Consider the following 20,679-nt stretch of genomic DNA (forward strand, 5'->3'; position numbering starts at 1 on the left):
AGTATCAACAAGGTCTGCAATAAATGATTTTGGGTTTATTTACGATGTTAACGCTTTGTTAAGGCATTGATTATCAAGACAGGTACATTGAAAAATGTGCCTGTCTTGATAACTTTAGACTATGCAACGGCACCATACAACAGGGAATCAGGCAAAGCAAGATTAAAGATGCCCTTTAATGTCTTCATATCAGCACTAACTTTGCTGGCTACAATTTTTGCGTAAATCTGCGTTGTCCGGATGGATTTATGCCCCAGCATGGCGCTTACTGTTTCCAACGGTACGCCATTCGCCAGCGTTACTGTAGTAGCGAATGTATGACGCGCAGTATGTGTAGTGAGGCTCTTACTAATCCCGCAAAGGTCCGCAACCTCCTTGAGATACCCGTTAAAAAGTTGGTTGCTGTTAATAGGCAGGAGAACATTATTTGCAACACAATAAGGATGGTTTTTATACTTCTGCAGAATCTCTTTTGCGATAGGCAACAACGGCACATTCTCACGACACCAGGTCTTTTCACGATTTTTAACAATCCAGTCTTCTCCTCAAAAATTTCGCAACGTTATCAGGAGATAACATCAACGCATCCTTATATGCATAGCCGGTCAAGGCCATAAACAGGTAAGCGTCTTTAGTTTCCTGCAAACGAGGTATGGTAAACTCCTTATGATATAATGCACTGAGTTCGTCCATATCAAGGATATCCCGGTCAGGATTAATGTAAGTACAAACAAAATCTCCCAGCGGATCATAGGTTAACCATTTTCTTTGCACTGCTAGCTTTAAAAGCTGCTTAGTATTTTTCAGGTACTTTATGGCAGTGTTATCCTGAATGCATTCTGTGAGTGTCATGTAATCGAAGAAATCCTCAGCAAAAGCATATTCGATTCTATCGAGTGGAATATCCGGCATTTTAAATACCGACTTTAGGAACCAGTAATTTTGTCTTTGGTAGGAATACGAACTTCGGATCAGTAGTTAAAACAATTCTTCCTCCTAATTACTGTTTGATTACTAATTTTTCTTAACTTCCTCCCTTAGTAATCTCATATGTATTTGTAATATAATATTATGGATCATAGTACAATCATATTTAAATATTTTTCAATTAAATTCTGGAAGCCAAAGCTGTCAATTAACCATCATTTTGATAGTAAATAAGGCTACCAAAATCTACTGCAGTGCTTAAAGGATCACTAGAATACTAGCTTATTTACAATGTTAGTTCTATTCTCAAAAATACCAGGCCGGGAGTATTCTGATATGATACTGTCATCATTACCAATGCTGCCATTATCATATAAGGAAAGGTTGAATAGATATAAACGTTGGCAGGATGTTCAAGCTTCATTACTAGGGCGCTCATTATTGATCAAAGGTATGAGTATGCTTAACCAGGATATTGATCTGGATGATATCAGTTATACTGAATATGGAAAACCGTTTTTAGATTCCAGTCTTATTAAATTCAATATTTCTCATTCCGGAGATTGGGCTGTTTGTGCATTAGTGGCGGGTGGAGAAATCGGTATCGATATACAGCAGATTACCATCGTTAGCTTGAAGGGTTATGAAAGAATTATTTCAGAGAGTGATTACAATAGCATAAAGGATTCTGTAAATGTTGATAAGACATTTCTTAATTTCTGGGTTCGACGGGAGGCTATTTGCAAAGCCGATGGTAGAGGTATTCTAGCTCCTTTTGAATCGATTGAAATTATGAGAAAGGTAGTTTCAATTGGTGATACTAGCTACTTTCTTAACCGAATTGAATTTGATCCAGGCTATATATGCTATACTGCAACATCCGTAGAAAACGCTGAATGCGTAGTTAAAGTAATTATCTAAGTCAGTATTTAAACTTGTTATGTGACGACGTGCTGAGAGACTTCTATGATCTCTGCATCCCAAAAAAACTATTCAGTAGATATTATTAACTCCATATAATACACTTATGAACATCGTAAACGAAAACAATGTAATCTTCGAGCCTATTAAACTTGCTCCGGACTATGAATTTAATCTTCCAGAACATTTAGAGGAAGTATTAATTGCGGTTGAACCAGGGATAAATTTAAATGGGATATTTTTTGACAATCCTGCTAGCGAAAGCTTGTTAATCTACTTCCAGGGCAATGCTAAAAATTTACAGAATTGGTTGGATAATCACAATATGTCAATGGAATGGAATCATTCTATACTGGTTGTTGATTATAGAGGATTTGGTAAGTCTGATGGTGTTCTCGGTGGACAGAGCCAAATGTATAGTGATGCAGAAAAGATTTATGAGTACGCAAAATCATTAGGGTACGATGATGATCAAATTTCGTTTTATGGTTATTCAATGGGTTCTGCAATGGCCACATACCTTGCATCTAAAGTAAAAGCAAAAGCTTTAGTGTTAGAAAGTGCATATTCGTCAATAGCAGAAATAGGAATATTTGGTGATAAAGCTCCTTCTTACAAACTTGATAATAAAGAAATAGTTAAATCTGTTAATATCCCGACTTTGGTCATTCATGGAGATTTGGATGATATAATCACCCCCGACCACGCCCATCGTATATACAATAATTTAAGTACCAGAGATAAAGAATTAATAATGCTTGCAGGTGGCGGTCATGGGGATTTACGCAGCAGACCTGAATATAAGGAGATAATTACCGGCTTTTTCAATAGAATTTGATTTGCCTGATTTCTAAGTATACTGATTATTATAATGATGCCGTCTTGATCTTATCGAGACGGCATCATCGTTTTATTATAACAGCATGAATTATGAATTTCAAAATTGAATGGTAACACGTAACCCCATTGCAGTTCTATGACCTATTTTTATCCTATCGAATAGAATACTGCAGGTTTTCCTATACAGTTATGACTTCCAGGCAATTTAACACCCAAACGTCTGTGAAACATAGCCCTATGCGTAGTAAAGCACTAATGATAGATTAATACTGTAGCAACATTCTTCGCTAACATTTATTTGATGGTATAAACTACTCAATTAATTACTGCTATGGAATTAATAAAAGAAGGCATATATCCACTTGCATATGGACAGCGACATCTTGTACAAAACTATGAGTCAGATCCCAAGAACACCTTTCCTCTTCGTCGAGTTTACAAGTTTCAAAACGATTTTAGCCAGGTTGCATTTAAAGAAGTTATCTGGTATTTAACCAACAAGCATCCTTCTTTGAGATTAAGACTACTTAGAACTAGTAGTGGATGGCGGCAGCAATTTGTGGACCAGACGGCTCCGATTGTAGAAACTACAGTAAGAGGTTTAACAAAAGCTTTCAGGAAACAGTATGGTTTGTTACTTATAGGAGAAGATATAAAACCTGCCATTGATCTTGAAAAGGAATCTCCTATCAGACTAACTATTTTCAGAATAAATAAACAGTACTATTTAAGTTTATGTATCTCTCATATAGCCGCCGATGAAATATCATTTGGCCTATTTGAACGGGAGTTGGTAGAATGCTACCAGAAAGCTATTGCTGGAAATCTGATGCAATGTCTGGCTTCAGAATCATTTGAAAAGCTTATACTAAAAGAAGCAAATTATAACAACAAAGCAGAAAATAATTTAAAGTATTGGTACGATAACTTAAATGGAATTGAATATTTAGATCTACCACAGAGTAAAAATCCATTGGCTGTTGCCGGGAACTATATCAGGATTTTTTCCTGTGAGGAATTAGACAATTTTAAAAGGATTTCTGCCGAATCTAAATATTCAAGTCTAACAATCATTGCAGCTATACACTTACTAATAATTTACGAATCAAAAAAGGTGAGTGATATTATTCTTTCTGTGCCGTTTTCAAACAGGTTGAGGGAAGAAGAAAATTCTATTGTGGCGAATATTTTTATGCCATTGTTTGTACGGTTTAAATGGAATCCGGAAGAATCGATCCTGCAAATGTTAGACAGGATCAGAGAAACATTATTTAATGCAATTATTCATAGTCAATTCGATTCCCGGAAAATTCTGGCGTTTATAACCAGCAATAAAGGCAATCAGAACCTGACACGGGAGTGTAATTTTATATTAGAGGAAGATGCGCTTCGATACCCTAATCCCCTTTTTACAGAACGATTGGATAGTATGTCTACAGGAAAAATGGTATCCATAGGAAGTTTCCATTTTCACGCCCGGCAATTTAGTGACGGAGTACTATTTAAGCTTTTTTGGGATGAAAAATTCTGGTCCATAAATCCAGAAACAATGAATGTCCTGTTTAATAAAAGCTACGATCTTATTTGTGCTGCGATAAATAATAAAGAATAGTTCCACTAATCTATCATGTACATCAACCTGTAATTCAACCTGGGAACTCATTACAGCTTAGTACTGATTTCGTTTCCGGTAATAAAAATAGTATAAATGGAAGATCTACAATTTACGTATGTTATGCAACTGGCACTGGGTTATTGGAATTCCCACCCGTTGTTCACACTTGTTAAACTCCATGTTTTTGAATTCCTGGATGATGGGCCACAATCATTCAAGGAATTAAATAGTAAGGTTAATATTCCTGCATTTTCCTTAGATGTAGTCTTGAAAGCAGGTATAGCCCTGAGATTGATTGTCAAAGATGGGGATTCCTATTCCAATAGTCCAATAGCTCGTAGTCTTTTGGTGACTACTAGTCCTGGCTCAGTTGTCAATTGGATTAAGTTGATGAATAGATGGTCCAATCCCTGGACTTACTTAGAAGAAGCGGTTACTATAGGTCGCCAGGCTGAAATCAACTATAAATCACTGGGGGACGACCTAGAGTATCAGATTGATTTTATTCTTGCTAATCATGAAATAGCTCTTGTGTCTATAAATGACTTTAAACAAAATGTAATTGTTGCCGGTAGAAAAGATCTTCTTGATATTGGTGGTGGCGCAGGAACCTATTCAATTGCATTGTGTCAGTCCAATCCTGAAATTAAAGTAAGATTACTGGAACTAAAATCAGTATTGCCAATATCAGAAAGCGTTGTGAATAAATATGAACTACAGGATCGCATTTCGCTGGAAGAAGTAGATTATACTACCAATGATTTCGGAATAGAAATCGCAGATACAATCCTGCTATCTAACATGCTACTTCAGGAGCCACTTGCCACGACTAAATCTATTTTATCCAAAGCTTACAACGCATTAAAATGGGATGGAGAAGTCATCATACAGGGATATTTTCTTGATGATGCTAGCAATAGTACGCTATTCACTACTCTCATAAACTTATATGCAACCATTATTTGGAACAAAAGCGAAGGCTGTACAGTACAAGACCTTTTGCGGTTGTTAAGTGAGACTGGGTTTGAGTTTGAAAAAATCTTTAAACTTAAAGGCACCGGATTATCTGTAATAAAAGCAAAAAAAAATCATGGAAGATCATAGCAAAATTGTCGGCGAAGGTCTGAAAAAAATGATAACCAAGCTGGTTAGTATGTCAAAGGCTGATAAGCATGACGTATTTAATGATATATCCTGGCCGGACCAATTGGATGATAACCAGTTTTGGATAAGCCGACACCTTATTAGCTTATATAATACGCCCCTGATTGAGCAGGTTTCTGAAGAAGAGTTATATAGATTAAGTAAGGAGGAATGTGTGAATTTCTTTAGCCTGAATGTGCATGGTATCAGGGAGTTGTTGTTAGATGTGATGCAATATATCCATCAACCAAAGTTTGAAGTAGTATCTGAGTTCCTGCATCATTTCATTGATGAAGAGAATGAGCATATGTTTTTCTTCGCAAAGTTTTGTCAAAAATATGCCGGAAAGATTTATGATGATAAGTTTCTGAAATATCCAACAGATAATACCTCAGGCAATGTCCGACTTTTTTTCGTTTTCATGCGCATATGGACCTTTGAGATGATTGTGGATTATTATAATTCTCAAATGGCGAACGATAAAAGCCTACATCCTTTTATACAGGAAATTAACGGTCTGCATCACAAAGATGAATCCAGGCATATTGCTTTTGGCGGAAAGCTGCTGCAGTCTGTATTCAAGGATTTACTGGAACTAGAATCCTCGGAAACTATTAACTCAATAAGAACATATACCCAAAATTATATTAAAAATAGAATGGGCATGTTTTATAATCCATATGCCTATAAAGCAGCCGGGATCGAAGACTTCTTTTCTATGCGTAATGTCCTTTTGGAAAACGAAGGCCGTAGGGAAATGCACAAGGAAATTTTAAAAGGCATGTTGAATAAACTGTATGATTACGAAATTATACTAGATAAAAACATTTACTCATAAACACTTGAAATTATGAATGACAATATGATTAAAATCAAAGAATGGATTGTATCAAAGGCTCCTGGAATTGGAGATTTTGATAACGACTTCAACATTATTGAACATGGGATTCTCCAATCCCTGCACTTCTTGGAACTTGTATACTTAATCGAACAGTTATCAGGTCAAATTATTGATATGTCGTTGGTATCTACTTCTGATTTCTCAACCTTGAATCAGATAGAAAGAAGCTTTTTTTCAAATGTGCAAGTCAAAGAAAGTTGATTATGGTTAAGAATATCTATGACTTATTTCTTTCTTCTTACGAAAAGTATCCCGATAAGATCTGCCTTTCTTTTCCGGAAAAGGAATTTACTTATAAGGATGTTTTTATTGCTAGCAGTAAGCTGGCTAATTTTTTAAATGATGAGCAGTCGAATTATATCGGAATTCTGGCCCATAGATCCTATTCAGCTTATATAGGTATTCTTGCTACACTTCGAGCTGGTAAAACCTATGTGCCGCTGAATCCTAAACTGCCTGCTGGTAAGATTGATGAAATTCTGGTTGCAACGAATATGAAAACCATTGTTGTAGATTCAGAATCAAAATCATTAATAGCAGGATTATCCAGGAGGGATGATATGCTATTTATTCTGCCGGAATATAATTCAGTGGTGAATGGTGATACTAATGACGATGTGGGATATTATGATTTCAATGATGTCGATAGTGCAAGTTCCGATAGTGAAATAATAGCACCCATTAATGGCAACGTATATTTACTGTTCACAACAGGAAGTACAGGAGAGCCAAAGGCTATAGAGATTTCACATCATAGCTTGGTCGATTACCTTGATTATATACTGGCAGACTTAAAGATAAATAGTGATGATAAATGTTCACAAATTTTCGATCTTAGCTTTGATGCCAGTGTTCATGACCTGTTCGTTACCTGGAAGGCTGGTGCAACCTTATGTATTCCTGAAAGGAATATAATTAATCCAGCGAAGTTTGCTAAAGCTAATAACCTAACTGTTTGGTTCTCAGTACCATCATTAGGATATCATTTGTTGAAAAGTAATTTACTAAAGGCGAATTTATTCCCAACGCTTCGCTATAGCCTATTTGCAGGAGAGCAGTTGAATGTTAGTTTGTTAGATCAATGGGAAATTGCGGCTCCCAATTCTGAAATAATAAATATATATGGTCAAACTGAAGGAACTGTCGGTATCAGCTCCTATTCATGGAAGAAGGGCCAGGAGAATAAGGCAAAGAATGGAGGTGTATCAATCGGAAGGATATTTACTACTCAAAAGTATCTGATTGTGGATGAGTATGACAATATTTTAGAGAAAAATTCATCAGGAGAGCTTTTGTTGTCGGGATCTCAGGTTATTGAGAGTTATTCTTTCTCCGGTAATAAGTTTAGAAATAGGTTCGTTATGATAGCTGATCCCAATCCAACTTTATACTTCAGAACAGGAGATATTGTTTATGAGGATGCAGAAGGATATTTATTTTTTCTGCAGAGGAAGGATTATGAATTCAAATTTAATGGCTACCGTGTTGATGAAGAGGAAATCAACAGTGCTATTAGGAAAATTACGAAATCTGAGGTTGTGGTTTCTATGCCCTTTAATGACAATAAGGGGCTACAGTCTGGGATTGCGAGCTTCATTGAATCAAAAGATTTGTTGGATACTTCTTCAATTATTATGGAATGTAAAAAGTTACTTCCTACTTATATGGTGCCTGGGAAGATCTATATTTTAAATGAGATGCCATTAAACAGGAATGGCAAGGTTGATAGAACTTATTTTAAGGAGCTATTAGAGAAAGAGACTTTACGGCTTTAAATGTTTGATACTTAATATTTTTCCTATTCGAAAATAGGCTTTCCGAACTTTTATGCACAGTGATAATATGGCAGGAGGCACAATATTTAAGCGTGAAAATTAGTAATTATCGTCTGGCATTAATCCCTTATCAGCAGATGAAATTGTTGCCCCAATTATAGATGTTACCCTCCCCAATAATAATGAGGTGTTAAATCGCAATTTTCATGTACTGGAATTTCGTTGGTATATCGGTGGATGCCTGTATGATTAGTTTACTTTATATCAATTATCTTATGCTCAACAAATTGAATATTAGAGTTGACTCAGTAAGTAATCTTTTTGAAGGTAAGCCTACTGCCCACATTTTTAGCGAATCGGTATCTGAAGCTGATTGTAATTGCAAGGGGTGTATTAATTTAAATAAAAATGGGCTTGTAAGCCTAAACGGTAGTATCGCGGAAAGGTTATTAGACCAATTGATAACTGCAGGTTCGATAATCATGCTGGATTTTGATTGTTCGGGATGTGCAATAATAGAAGACCCGGTTTTTTTATTAGGTTCCCGGATATTGATGGAAGAATTCTGCAAACTAATAGAAAACCATCCGGTTAACATTTCCTTTGCCATCAGACTTAGTGCCTCTCTGGTATTGAAATTTAAGGACATCATTCTACGACTGCGAGAATACGGCTTAGAGCATATTTTAATTGATCTTGAAACAGGTGATGTTCGTGAAGAACCGCATAAAATCACAAAATCACTAGCCGGAAGAAGAAAAAAAGGATGGAAAAGAAATGTGAAAAGCGCTGTTCTGTTCTTAGAGAAAATGAGGATTAAATCTGCTGCGACGTTATGGGTTGATATAAATGAGCCTAATACACGTAGAAGCCGGTTATTTGATCTGGTGCATCAATTGCAAAAGCATTCTTATGGAGTATTGCGACCAGTTAATGTGAATATAGTCACAAATGATACCACTCTTGCAGGTTTTGTTAGTATTGATTGTAAGAATGATAGATGCAATGGTCATGAGAATTGTATATATACCGTATATATGCAGAATTACAATGAATTGAACAAACAGGAGAAGGAGCTACTGTTGAAGGAAATCGATGAAATTAGTTATAGAACTAAAGGAACAAACTTTTACCCGCCTAAGATCCGGTTAGAAACTGGCGACGTATATCCACGGGAGGGGGATGATGCTATTCACAATCTGCAGCTATTTACCCAAGTTGGTTTTCCAACGCTGAAATCATTTGAGGATGCAAAACTATCATTAAGTAGTGTGTATTATGGTGGTATTGGAACTCCGGCAGACAGGCAGCTATCGCAAATAATAGCAGAGATGGAAAGCGGGAACTATGCTATTCTGACACCAACCGGACATGCCGCCATAGCTCAGGTAATGTGTGCGTTCTTGCGAAGTGGAGATCATGCGCTAGTTGTAGACACTGCAGCATTTAGTACTAAATCTTTTCTGTGTGATAATTACCTTAATTCCTTTGGAGTAGAAATCGAATATTATTCTCCACATATCACAGCCAATGAATTAAGGCAGAAGATCAGACATAATACAAAAGTTATCTTCCTGGAATCACCTGGTTCATATACATATGAAATACAGGATTTGTCTGCTGTTGTATTGTTGGCAAAGCAAATAGGTATTACAACTATTTTCGATAATACCTGGTCAGCTTCTAAATTTCTGAAGCCTTTGGAATGGGGAGTCGATGTCGTTGTTACTTCTCTTGGGAAATATCACTTTGCTATATCAGGCATATCAATGGGTGCCATTATTGTTAGAGACAAAACACTGTTTCATTACTTGCAAAGTAAATCATTGAGTGTTGGGAACAGGGTTAGTCAGCTCGACTGCCAATCAGCTACTAAAGCATTAGATTCACTTGATCACCGGTTGATGAGACAACAGGAAGTCGCCTATAAAATAGCTGAATCTCTTCTGCAAGTCCAGGAGGTCAAAACTGTGATCTTCCCTGGTTTACGGAACTTCCCGCAATATAACAGCTGGAAGAATCTTTATACCGGTGTAAATAGTTTACTAACAATTAAGCTGCAGGATGTATTGAAAGAACAATATTCAACATATTTATTGAATTATTTGGCATCTCTCGGTGCTATTGCTATCGGAGATAGTTATGGCGGCAGCTTCTCTTTAATTAAAAAAATTAACTTAAAAGCTAGCCGCAAACTTGATAATGAAAGCATTGAGGGCCAATATTTCAGAATTTACCTGGGCCATGAAAGTTATGTGACATTGGTTAGTCAGATTAAAAAAGCATTCCAGAGAACATCTAAAAAATATGGCATTAGTCACCAGAAGTTTTCAAATCTGCGGTAACGGATTCCTTCAGGATATAGATCAACATTTAAAGCTAGTATAACGCAATACCGTTAATTTTTTTTCTGCATTCCTTGCAACAACTCATTTTTCTACTTTTTGCTGGTGAAATCTGCGCTTTAAAAAAGTACGCCCGTCGTTTTAGCCCTATTTTAAACACTATCTTTCCAGATAACACTGAGCTGAAAAACGCATATTGGACACTCTCGCAGGTGCATACCTTAACGCCCGTTATGATGTTTGTTAAAGGTCAACGTGAATAAGTTTTTCGAAAAAGGATAAATGGTACTGCTGCTACATATGTATATGGTTTTAGAATGAGCGCGCGTATTGATTATTTTGGTGCCGTAATGGTTAGTCATAAAGATTCACATGAACGGGGTAAATGATACTCCAGGTATCAACAAGGTCTGCAATAAATGATTTTGGGGTTATTTACGATGTTAACGCTTTGTTAAGGCATTGATTATCAAGACAGGTACATTGAAAAATGTACCTGTCTTGATGATTTTAGACTATGCAACAGCACTGTACAACAACGAATCAGGCAACGCAAGATTAAAGATGCCCTTTAACGTCTTCATGTCAACACTCACTTTACTGGCTACAATCTTTGCATAGATCTGCGTTGTCCGGATAGATTTATGGCCCAGCATTGCGCTTACTGTTTCCAACGGTACCCCGTTGGCCAGTGTTACTGTAGTTGCAAATGTATGACGGGCGGTATGTGTAGTGAGGTTCTTATTAATTCCGCAAAGGTCCGCAACCTCTTTAAGATAGCCGTTGAAACGTTGGTTGCTGTTGATCGGCAGGAGAACATTATTCGCAACACAATAAGGATGGTTTTTATACTTCTGTAGGATCTCTTTTGCTATTGGTAACAAGGGTACATTTTCGCGGCACCAGGTCTTTTCACGATTTTTAACAATCCAGTCCTCTCCATCAAAAAATTTCGCAACATTATCTGAAGACAACATCAACGCATCCTTATAAGCATAGCCGGTCAAAGCCATAAACAGATAAGCGTCTTTTGTCTCCTGCAAACGTGGAATTGTAAACTCCTTTTGATACAGTGTACTGAGTTCGTCCATACTGAGAATATCCCGCTCAGGGTTAATATAAGTGCAAACGAAATCCGCCAAAGGATTATGGGTTAACCACTTCCTTTGCACAGCCAACTTTAAAAGCTGCTTGGTGTTTTTCAGGTACTTCATGGCAGTGTTATCCTGAATACCTTCCGTAAGTGTCATGTAATCGAAAAAATCCTCAGCAAAAGCATATTCGATTCTTTCGAGTGGAATATCCGGCATTTTAAATACCGACTTCAGGAAAATTGTAATCTTGTCCTTCGTAGTTACCCATTTTTTTAAAGTGTCGGGAGAGCGTTTCTCCTTTTCTACCTTCTCTTTAAACTTCGCATTGTGGAAGTCGGCCACCTGTATTAAAGTTTTTTTTTCCTGATTAATACAGAGATGGGCATTCTTAATCATCGTGGGTGTAACGGTGGGGGCCTGGGCTTTTAGCAGGTTGTAATGACGGAGTAATTCACTTTTGACATGCTGGATCTGCGCATTTATTTCTATGGCTTCCGCTGATTTACCGATAATGGCAGCGGCTTTCTTATCGAATTTCTTAGGGTCAATCTGGTATCCGAGAGAGAACCCATCCCGTACGCCTTCTATGGTTAATCGAACGGTGAGAGTTCCTTTACCGGTTGTATTCCCGTTATCCCTACGCAGAAAAAATAGGATTGATAAATCTTGGCTTACTTTCATCTTCCAAAAGTTTTAGGTTACCGATTAATTGGTTTTGTTTGGTGTTAATTGGTTCGGTTTGAGTTCCTAAAACCCAGTATAGATAAGCATCTCCGGAGAAAAAGGATACATTAAAGTAGAAAAAGTTATTGTATCCTTTTATGTATCCTTTCAGATTCGTTTGATGTAGTTTACCTTAATATCCCAAAAGCAGAAAAGCCGCATAAATCCTACGATTTAAGCGGCTTTAATTGTCTTTGATATTCTTTTTGTGATCCCCTTGGGACTTTGAAAATCCCTATGAAACCCACCATAGTAGCGACTATAATAAAAACAATACTCGAATGGTACCCGAATAGGTACCCTTTGTATTTGTGTACAAATAAGCAATTTTAGAAAGAACTATTGCTGCAAAGCTACTCAAAATCATTCAAAATAAAAAATATTTTCCTTCCAAAGGCAATACTGTATTAGTTTACAGTGGTCGTACGCTTTGTACCCGTGGAGTGAGTATCGGTGATAATATAGGCGATGTCATACCGGAATTTTAAACAGGAAGTGGCGATATGCTCCATTTTTGGAGTAGCCCTGCGCCCGCTCCTGCAAAATTCTGAGTGTAAATTATTTTTCCTATGCGCGTAATATAAGCCATTAATTAATTTAGGTACCTAGCACTCCTGCGTCACACCATTCGAAGTATGCGGCGGCGGCCTTTCTTTCTATGAATTATTTTTAGGATCTGTAAGCAGTGAAACAAATATTTGGGTAAAACGAAAACTCAATAGTACTGTATAGCTAAAAAGATATAAATAAAGAAGATCTATGATATTGACCTCATTCACATAAAAATACCAAGGTGTCCGATGTTCAATGAACTTGACTATAAATGAAAAGGCAATTAACCCAATATTATAGTTAATTGCTTTTCGTAAATATTCGAGCACACGAGGCATCATACCAGCATCTTTTACAAACTGCATTCTCCTACTCTCAATGGAATTTAAGAGAGTTAAAATCGTCAGGAAAAACCCCACAAGTGTAACCGATAATGAAAGGGCATTTTCACAAACCTTATCGGTTAATTGATCAATTTTAGCAACATGATTATGCCCTAAAAATAATATGGCAGCGATTGCGCTGGATAAGTAAATGGGGTAATATTTTTCTATATGATAGTTCATTCCTCTGCTCCTTTAACACGGTATGAGATTGCTATTTCATCTTTAATGAGATCATACTGACTTATCGCGTCAGTAATAATTTTCCTTATTGCTGCTTCATTAAGATGTCTTGTCCTAATTAAAGGTACGTCAATTATAACCTTGTTGTTGAGAAAATCAATCACCTTTAACGCATCTTCATCTTCTTCGCGACCGGTAATTTCCATCTTAACTATATTTCCATGAGTATCAGCATTGATAAGAGATCTGAATAATTGTGAGATCACACTCCTTCTAATTCCTCCACCAGCCTTTCCTACAGAAAGAGTTAAATTCATTCCCGTCGCATTTGTTTTGTCGGTTATATCATTTAGTTCCGAGAAGGACCGTTTTACCCCGTCATTGGCAAGAATACCTCCCCGGGTAATCCCTGCAACTGATAGCTCGACCTTTTTAATCTCGCTCATCTCTTGTAGCTTGGTAATGTCATAAGGATTTATGAGTACTCTAAATTCCACCTTACGAATGTCGTCTTTAAAATTAGCTTTGAAGTAGGCTGCTATCCCGTTTGCGGTAATACCATTTCGATTATACTGCACCAGGATTACATTATTCGCTGGATCATAGAAAAACGATGTATAGTGTCCCAATCCCTCATCTTCCTCCAATTCCAGATCATGCGGCAACTCCCCTAATTTAGCTCTTGGTGGCAATCCATTTGATTGAACTAAGCAAAAAGTGCCAGTATAGATTCGACCACGTTTTGTGGTCTTTCCTAATAAATCAAATTTATCTCCATATTTAGCCATTACCTGCGTGATCTCTGGCATATTATCCAGCATATCCTTGAAGGTGGTTATCTCAGAATCTACTTTTGGATTTATAGCCACCTGAAACATGTGGAACCTGGTTACATTACTCATGCGATTATTTTGGAGTGATTAATATCGAGGAGCTCAGAAGAATATGGTTAATATTTTTTAGGGAGCGGCGGATGATTCTCAATTAGATCGATTCACATAATGATAATGCATATAGTCAGATCACCCAACGACGATTCAGCGATATTATTTACATAATATTACTAAGGCTCTTTGACACCGGCAGCTTCTCCTGCTTCTTTTTCAATATCCTTCCATTTATTATAATTTACTTCATCCTTTGCCTGTAAATAAGCGGTAGCCACCAAGCTAGCCTGAACATAGGTTTGCATCTTATCTCCTTGTTTTTTAGCTATTTCATACTGCTTAACAGCATCTTCAGCTACCTGGTTCTCTATTTTATTTAGATCACTTTTTGCTTTTTGCTCTAATCCGCCACCGAAGAAGAACCACAGAGCCCCGATGGCAATAGCGATAGATATAATAGCCTTTAAAGCACTTGATGGCTTCTTTCCCTCATTGTTTTCCATAGATGATTGTTTATGACTGGTTATTAAAATGGTTTTACAAGGAATAAACTATAGAAATTCTTTCCGCCGAAAGAATCATAGGCATCTCCATATGTTAAGGCGAACGTACCATACATTCTACCGACATGTGGTACAGTGTCTTTGCTCATTGGGTCAACCTCATAGGACGATGAATAGTAGTAGCCAGATGGTATTATTCCATATGATCTTTGCGGATCAAGCGTTAACTCGAAAATAGCCTTTAATTCTTTGGGCGTTGGAAGGCGCCATCCCTCCGTTGCATTAGACTCACTGATGCGATATGCCTCTTGTCGCGTTAGGCCCTGCATAATACTATCATAGATTACCAATCCATGATTCCCGGCGGGATCAATTACAACTTGTCGTTTCTGGGCAAAAATTAAGGAAGGAGTGAATAGTAATAGGAATAATAGCTTCTTCATAGTGGTATATATAAAATTAGTATATATTGTCAGCTTTCAAAACCTGATTAATCTCAGCTATATAGTTTATCCGCGGCTCTCCTATTCCCATTTCCAATTCTTGTATTTTTCTTTCCAGTGAATGCAATTCAGGTAAATGCTCCTGTATCTTATCTGCTGGAATCTGGGACCTTATATATCTAACCTTCTTTACCAATTGCTGGATTAGCCAATAGATGCTTGTCTCAGCGTAATTACCATTTTCAATTGCGAAATAATCAAATGCGGCCATAAAAAAAAATTTTGGGCGTGAGTTTCTTCATAGTGGTTCTGAGTCTCACGCTAATTATGTCCTTTTCAAACTACGCAATTTCGCCAATAGCCCGTCATACTGATATACAGCTTTCAATATCTCCTTTGTAAATTCTATGGATATTTCGATCTCATCTTTACCTACCTGGTTATATGTTTGTGCCTCTATATGTGCTGCATCATTGCCCAATAGTCTAAGATCTTGCATCGCGTCTTTTAACTCCTGAGGGATCATAATAGACTGTGACAATGCCTGCAGTTTTTGATATAAATTGGCGCCAGTCGCCACCTTATCAGTGCAAATTTCTTCCAATGTCTTTCTGATCATTATTCCTGATGCTATGTAACACTTGTTTGCATGACAAATGACAGACTCCTCAAATGCCTGCAATACCCCAGAAGGAATACTAGCTTTATCAAACGATATTGTCTGACTTGGATATGTATAAAATGACCCAATGGAAGTATTATAAACAAAAAATATATGTGTCCTACAATAATCATCTGGGCAGTATCGCTGACCATAAATTCTAGTATTACTATTATCAACCAAATCACCTCCTGAAGTCCTAAATACGCCTCTGTGGCCACACCCTGGACAAGTGATGGAGATCGTTGGATTATTATTAGTGTTAGCCAAAACGCTTATTTTCTCTATTACCATAAACAATTGAATTATTTTTTATACATAACATAGTTTCTGCGAAAACGAAGTTTTGGGACTAAAGGTAGCAAGTGAAATAGCCGCTTCGCATAGGATTTTAGTTTTTCTATTTTGAATACTCAATCTTATCAGGGTGGGTAGATTCGGCAAATTTTATTATGTCGTCAAAGACCTTTCGGCGTAGATCTGCTTTACTACGATAATCCGCATCCACCCAAGAGGGTTCGACATAGGCAGTACCTAAAGTCATCCCCATACCCGTGTTGCCCTGCCCAGTGATAGTTACTGTACTACCGTCAACCACCAGGTTCATTTTGTAATCAATAAACTTGATGTGTTTAACATCTGTGGCTATTGTTCCTAATTCCTTATCTCTGCTTACAATAGCATAACCAGCCTTAATTAATGATTTGGAAACAAATGCGTACAGGGAATCAGCTCCAAAGGAGAAGGTGAGGCATATCTTTTTTGCGCCTTTAAATGGTTCTAAAAGAGCTTTTCTTTCTCCTGCATTATTTTGTCCAAAGCAGAAGGATGAGATAAAAACGAAAAGAGGAAATAGCAGTTTTTTCATAGCAGTTCTATTTCATTGCTGATAAATCGTTAGTAATAGCCTGCTCATCATAAATGGTCAATTTGCCGCGTATGGCTGAATAATATTCCCTGCCAAGCCGCAATGCTTCTGCCTTACCATTACCGCGCAGAGCCTCATCATATTTTATTTTGATTTCAGCTGCTTTCTTTCGTCCTTTATTTTGCTTTTCATAATAATGAATTGCCAGGTAGGCTAATATTCCTAAAAATATTACCGAGATGTAGGGATTCATATTTTTAATATTTATTTATGCACTTCAATAATTCATCTCTTAAATACAGATCAGTTATTTTAGAAAATATGCCATAGGATGCATTATATCCATTAAATGCCGTGGGACCACCCTTTACAACCTTGGTTCTGCCAACCTCGTCTCCTGTTTTGTGCTTAAATTCTGAGGTTTTTATTTTGTTGAAAAATTGTAAATAGTTCATCAATTGTATCTAAAGCGATATTGTTTTTCAGTTTTATGGGAACGTTGGTATTTTATAACATTCTCTAGGATTTAGCGGATTAATTTTTCAGGAAATACTACTCCATAGTAATCTTACCCTTAACCATTTATTTGTTGATCCTGGATTGATGTTTAACGGGTTCCGTAAACGTCTCAATATCCTCCGGTAATAGCTGATGACGGATCAGGAAAGCCTGCATAGTATCATCCTCTAGGTGATGAATATCATATTTGTAAAACTCCCCGATAAAAGACTTTACGTTATTTTTGAATTTTTTGAGATTGCCTTTCCTCATAATTACCACTGGATCTGCAAAATCTCCATGATAGGACAGCTCTTTTGTTTCAATAACCATAATACTTGTTACTGGAGTATCCGCTCCGTATTCTTTCCTAAACCAAGCACAATGCCCATTCATTTGGTTTGCTTCATGCTTAATTATAGCCGTCCTGTCCTCTTTTGCCTCACTTTTACATTCAAAAAGGAAATACCTATCTGATACACCACCCCAAAGATTATCTGGACCTTTTTTGATAGTTTTATCTGGTCTTTGACAAACAAAACCAATAAGTTCTCCTACATCATTTAGCGCGCGTTCAAAAATTTCCGCCCGCTGACCAAATGAGAGATTATTTAGGATACCATCAGTTGCCAGCATCAGTTCCTCATAAGAACTAAATTTCTTAAAATAGTCTTTTATTCTTTTAAGTCTACCTCCATGAATGTATTCCAATTTTTTATAAGTCACTCCCTTTATGGGTTTAAGTAAATCATTGTTTGCAGAGAATGCCCCTTCCTGAATTTTAGCTGATTCTATTTTTGATTGAGCATATTTATAGCGTGCCAATAACTGCATATACCACCCTTTTTCCTCCTGATCTTCGTCCTTGTTATATAAGTCCACTATTTTCTGCATAATTTCACAGGCTTTTTCAACCTTGCCATTATAAAACTCGTTTTCTGCATCCCGTTCAAGTTTGAGCAACTGGTATAGATCATCTTTAGGCGCATCCGGCTTAATCGTATTCATTTCCCGTGTGTAGTATTCTTTCCAACCTTCATCTCTTTCAACAGATTGCTTTATCAGGCTTGTTACTACTTTTGTTATCTTTTCCGGGTCCACCTCCACACTCGCCTCACGAGAAATTTCCAGGCCGATTTCTATCTGCTTACGGGTTTGAGGCGAAAAGAGTTTATTTGTCCGGGATGCCTTTACAAATCTTACGAGATCGGCTCCAATAAGTAAGATAACACTGTAATCCTTTTCCCCGCGAACGCTGCGGCCTAGCCCTTGTTCAATTTTTTGAGCTACTTTTATGCTTATCAGCTCACTGTTTACCCGACACATTTCTTCATAGCGATCAACAAGTGAGAGCGAAACAGGCAATGAATCAATAATTAATACCCGGCAGGCATCATCTGGCAAATCAATTCCGTCATATCTGTTTGCAATGACCAGTGTTTCTTTATACTCCTTCTTTTTAAGAATAGTAATGTCATCAAATATAGATGTAATGGAAGCTACCTTAGCTTTAAACTGCTGGTAGTATTCGGATTTTTGGAAACTGGGAACTAATGCAACTATCCCATATTTACGGTTTGCCTCTGGTGGCGCATACATATTGACGATCCTGTTACGATCCAGTTCATCATCTATTAAGGATGGTAAAATGATCATTTTTTCACCTGACCAAAGGCTTTTCTCATTTGCCAGCGGCTTTCTGATAGCTTCTACCTCAAATCCTAACCCCTTAATAAAGAATGAATCATCCTGAGTCGTGGCGGACATCAAAATCCTTTGCTCTGCTTTATTGAAGGAACTGAAAAGGTGCAGAGGTACAAAATAAGGAGAAATCTCTATCTGGCTACCTGAAAAAAACGCTTGGCAATTTTCAATCCTATCTTTTATTATTGGCCAAACAAACCTGATAAGTGAATCTTCTTTATGATTAGATAGTATTTTTAATACTTCAGATTTTCGGTCTATCCATCCCCAGTATGGTATAGGAAGCATAGCATCATAATCCCCACTTTTAATATCCATCCATGTGCCTTCTCCTTGTTCTGTTACGTCTGCGTCAAATAAGTTGACTAAGGCTGTAAATGCTGGATGGTCCTTTGGCAATCGGATAGTAAAAGAACTCTTGATAGAATCGATACAGGCGTGGGAGTCATCAAGAATCACATTTTTTACGGGCTGGAAATTGTTACCGGTTCCAAATACAGACTTTCCGTTGAATACTTTTTGAATATGGGTAATTAATATTTTCTTGCCTTCTGTAAAGTCATTGGGCATTTCTCCATTATCTTCGAAGGTGCAATAAGGAATGCCAAACTTTGCAGCCTCCGCACAAACTTGTGCTACCAAGTACTTATTTGGACAAATGTAAAGGGATGGTCCAGATCCGGAATTTAGCTTTGAAAGCAAAATCAGCAGTCCGATTAACGTTTTGCCTTCGCCAGTATGTAGCTTGATTATTAAGTCCTTATCATTCTGACGCTTGTTGTACCACTCTTGCAAAATTGTTTCCTGACCAGGCCTCAGTGGCCCAGTTACGCTACTGCGGTCCAGATTATTATAAATCTCAATTGGGTCAGTTTTCCGTTCGGGTTCTTTTTTTCCTAATTTCTTCTTAAAATCTACCATTACAGATGTTTTTTAGTGTAGTAAATGAGGGGTTATGTAAATGTAAAACGTGGCTAAAAAGCTATAAAAAGATACAGCAAAATATTGGCATATTACATATATACAAAGTTTATTCCGTTCAGCATTGGTCGGTTCAGCACTAAAATCGGCTGACAAAGAATAAAATACCCAATCATAGATACACAGGAGATAGCGGCATGGTACTATTATAAAGGGAATTACAAAGTTTACTAAATACTACAAAAGAGTGGCTGCCAATGACAGCCACTCTTTTGTAATATTATTATTTTTTTTATATTCACAACTGCAATAACAGCCCATCTTCCCTAAATGAATAGTAGTTTTCTTTATTAATTATCAGGTGATCCAGCAAATGAACATTGAGTAACTGGCAGCCAGCCTGCACATTATAAGTTGTAGCAATATCGCTAAATGACGGAACAATAGGTGCACCGGGGTGGTTATGTGCTAGTACAAAGGCTTTGGCCAGCGTTTGAACCCCTATTGCCGCCAGTACTTTAATGTCGAATACAACCTCAGAATCACTTCCCATTGCCAGGTCAAAAATGCCTATAACTGTGGCTTCTTCATCCAGATAAATAACTTTTGCTTCTTCATAGCTATCAATGGCGGTTTCATCCCAATTTGCTAAAAACAAATTATAAACATCTCTTATAGTACGTACTTTAAACCTTTCCGTACGTGGGATTTCAGGATCAAAAGTCACTTTCAGGTGAGCGATTGCACTTTTTAAATCTGGATTTTTCATTGTAGTAGATTTTAAGGTGAATA

Annotated in this window: 21 protein-coding genes; 8 read left to right on the forward strand and 13 right to left on the reverse strand. The window is 37.1% G+C overall.

The features are described 5' to 3' along the window. Positions 1-119: 119 nt before the first annotated feature. Entirely contained in the window at positions 120-485 is a 366-nt protein-coding gene (locus tag CLV51_RS27040) for a site-specific integrase (protein ID WP_158267168.1), read from the reverse strand. Positions 486-525: 40 nt separating this feature from the next. Beyond that, positions 526-912 carry a phage integrase SAM-like domain-containing protein gene (locus CLV51_RS27045; protein ID WP_106531244.1) on the reverse strand — a complete coding sequence of 129 codons (387 nt, stop codon included), beginning with the start codon at positions 910-912 and terminating at the stop codon, positions 526-528. 306 nt (positions 913-1,218) lie between these two features. Between CLV51_RS27045 and CLV51_RS27050 the strand changes: the two genes are divergently transcribed. The 8 genes from CLV51_RS27050 to CLV51_RS27085 all read left to right on the forward strand — a co-directional run bounded on the left by CLV51_RS27050 (position 1,219) and on the right by CLV51_RS27085 (position 10,467). Beyond that, complete coding sequence (locus CLV51_RS27050; protein ID WP_106531245.1) at positions 1,219-1,848, forward strand: 4'-phosphopantetheinyl transferase family protein; 630 nt, start codon at positions 1,219-1,221, stop codon at positions 1,846-1,848. A gap of 106 nt (positions 1,849-1,954) precedes the next feature. Next, a complete protein-coding gene (locus CLV51_RS27055) occupies positions 1,955-2,686 on the forward strand; it encodes an alpha/beta hydrolase (protein WP_106531246.1) in 732 nt (243 codons plus the stop codon). Between the two features lie 333 nt (positions 2,687-3,019). Further along, a complete protein-coding gene (locus CLV51_RS27060; RefSeq protein ID WP_106531247.1) occupies positions 3,020-4,300 on the forward strand; it encodes a condensation domain-containing protein in 1,281 nt (426 codons plus the stop codon). A 96-nt stretch (positions 4,301-4,396) separates the two neighbouring features. Beyond that, positions 4,397-5,407, forward strand: coding sequence for a methyltransferase (locus tag CLV51_RS27065; protein ID WP_106531248.1), 1,011 nt, complete (start codon positions 4,397-4,399; stop codon positions 5,405-5,407). After that, entirely contained in the window at positions 5,394-6,284 is an 891-nt protein-coding gene (locus tag CLV51_RS27070) for a diiron oxygenase (protein WP_106531249.1), read from the forward strand. The genes CLV51_RS27065 and CLV51_RS27070 overlap by 14 nt, the downstream gene beginning before the upstream one ends. Before the next feature lie 12 nt (positions 6,285-6,296). After that, positions 6,297-6,548 carry a holo gene (locus CLV51_RS27075; protein WP_106531250.1) on the forward strand — a complete coding sequence of 84 codons (252 nt, stop codon included), beginning with the start codon at positions 6,297-6,299 and terminating at the stop codon, positions 6,546-6,548. 2 nt (positions 6,549-6,550) lie between these two features. Then, complete coding sequence (locus CLV51_RS27080; protein ID WP_106531251.1) at positions 6,551-8,122, forward strand: AMP-binding protein; 1,572 nt, start codon at positions 6,551-6,553, stop codon at positions 8,120-8,122. Positions 8,123-8,328: 206 nt separating this feature from the next. After that, positions 8,329-10,467: a PLP-dependent transferase gene (locus CLV51_RS27085; RefSeq protein ID WP_106531252.1), complete on the forward strand. Its 2,139-nt coding sequence runs from the start codon at positions 8,329-8,331 to the stop codon at positions 10,465-10,467. A gap of 515 nt (positions 10,468-10,982) precedes the next feature. On the opposite strand, the gene CLV51_RS27090 is transcribed toward CLV51_RS27085, so the two are convergent. The 11 genes from CLV51_RS27090 to CLV51_RS27145 all read right to left on the reverse strand — a co-directional run bounded on the left by CLV51_RS27090 (position 10,983) and on the right by CLV51_RS27145 (position 20,656). After that, complete coding sequence (locus tag CLV51_RS27090) at positions 10,983-12,242, reverse strand: site-specific integrase (protein ID WP_106531253.1); 1,260 nt, start codon at positions 12,240-12,242, stop codon at positions 10,983-10,985. A gap of 698 nt (positions 12,243-12,940) precedes the next feature. After that, the gene (locus CLV51_RS27095; RefSeq protein WP_106531254.1) at positions 12,941-13,402 is read right to left on the reverse strand and encodes a hypothetical protein; all 462 of its coding nucleotides are present in this window, start codon (positions 13,400-13,402) and stop codon (positions 12,941-12,943) included. Continuing rightward, positions 13,399-14,304 carry a DUF6731 family protein gene (locus CLV51_RS27100; RefSeq protein WP_106531255.1) on the reverse strand — a complete coding sequence of 302 codons (906 nt, stop codon included), beginning with the start codon at positions 14,302-14,304 and terminating at the stop codon, positions 13,399-13,401. The genes CLV51_RS27095 and CLV51_RS27100 overlap by 4 nt, the downstream gene beginning before the upstream one ends. A 161-nt stretch (positions 14,305-14,465) precedes the next feature. Then, on the reverse strand, positions 14,466-14,792 hold the full coding sequence (locus CLV51_RS27105; protein WP_106531256.1) for a hypothetical protein: 327 nt from the start codon (positions 14,790-14,792) through the stop codon (positions 14,466-14,468). A 23-nt stretch (positions 14,793-14,815) separates the two neighbouring features. Then, complete coding sequence (locus CLV51_RS27110) at positions 14,816-15,235, reverse strand: hypothetical protein (RefSeq protein WP_106531257.1); 420 nt, start codon at positions 15,233-15,235, stop codon at positions 14,816-14,818. A 16-nt stretch (positions 15,236-15,251) separates the two neighbouring features. Beyond that, the gene (locus CLV51_RS27115) at positions 15,252-15,506 is read right to left on the reverse strand and encodes a hypothetical protein (RefSeq protein ID WP_106531258.1); all 255 of its coding nucleotides are present in this window, start codon (positions 15,504-15,506) and stop codon (positions 15,252-15,254) included. Between the two features lie 54 nt (positions 15,507-15,560). Further along, entirely contained in the window at positions 15,561-16,190 is a 630-nt protein-coding gene (locus tag CLV51_RS29830) for a DUF4145 domain-containing protein (RefSeq protein WP_106531259.1), read from the reverse strand. A gap of 106 nt (positions 16,191-16,296) precedes the next feature. Then, positions 16,297-16,764, reverse strand: a complete 468-nt coding sequence (locus CLV51_RS27125; RefSeq protein WP_106531260.1) for a hypothetical protein — start codon at positions 16,762-16,764, stop codon at positions 16,297-16,299. Positions 16,765-16,771: 7 nt separating this feature from the next. Next, positions 16,772-17,017 carry a hypothetical protein gene (locus CLV51_RS27130; protein ID WP_106531261.1) on the reverse strand — a complete coding sequence of 82 codons (246 nt, stop codon included), beginning with the start codon at positions 17,015-17,017 and terminating at the stop codon, positions 16,772-16,774. A 329-nt stretch (positions 17,018-17,346) separates the two neighbouring features. Then, on the reverse strand, positions 17,347-19,887 hold the full coding sequence (locus CLV51_RS27140; RefSeq protein WP_106531263.1) for a DEAD/DEAH box helicase: 2,541 nt from the start codon (positions 19,885-19,887) through the stop codon (positions 17,347-17,349). Positions 19,888-20,185: 298 nt separating this feature from the next. Continuing rightward, a complete protein-coding gene (locus CLV51_RS27145) occupies positions 20,186-20,656 on the reverse strand; it encodes a JAB domain-containing protein (protein ID WP_106531264.1) in 471 nt (156 codons plus the stop codon). Positions 20,657-20,679: the final 23 nt, after the last annotated feature.

The sequence above is a fragment of the Chitinophaga niastensis genome (assembly GCF_003014755.1).
GTDB classification, from domain to species: Bacteria; Bacteroidota; Bacteroidia; order Chitinophagales; family Chitinophagaceae; genus Chitinophaga; species Chitinophaga niastensis.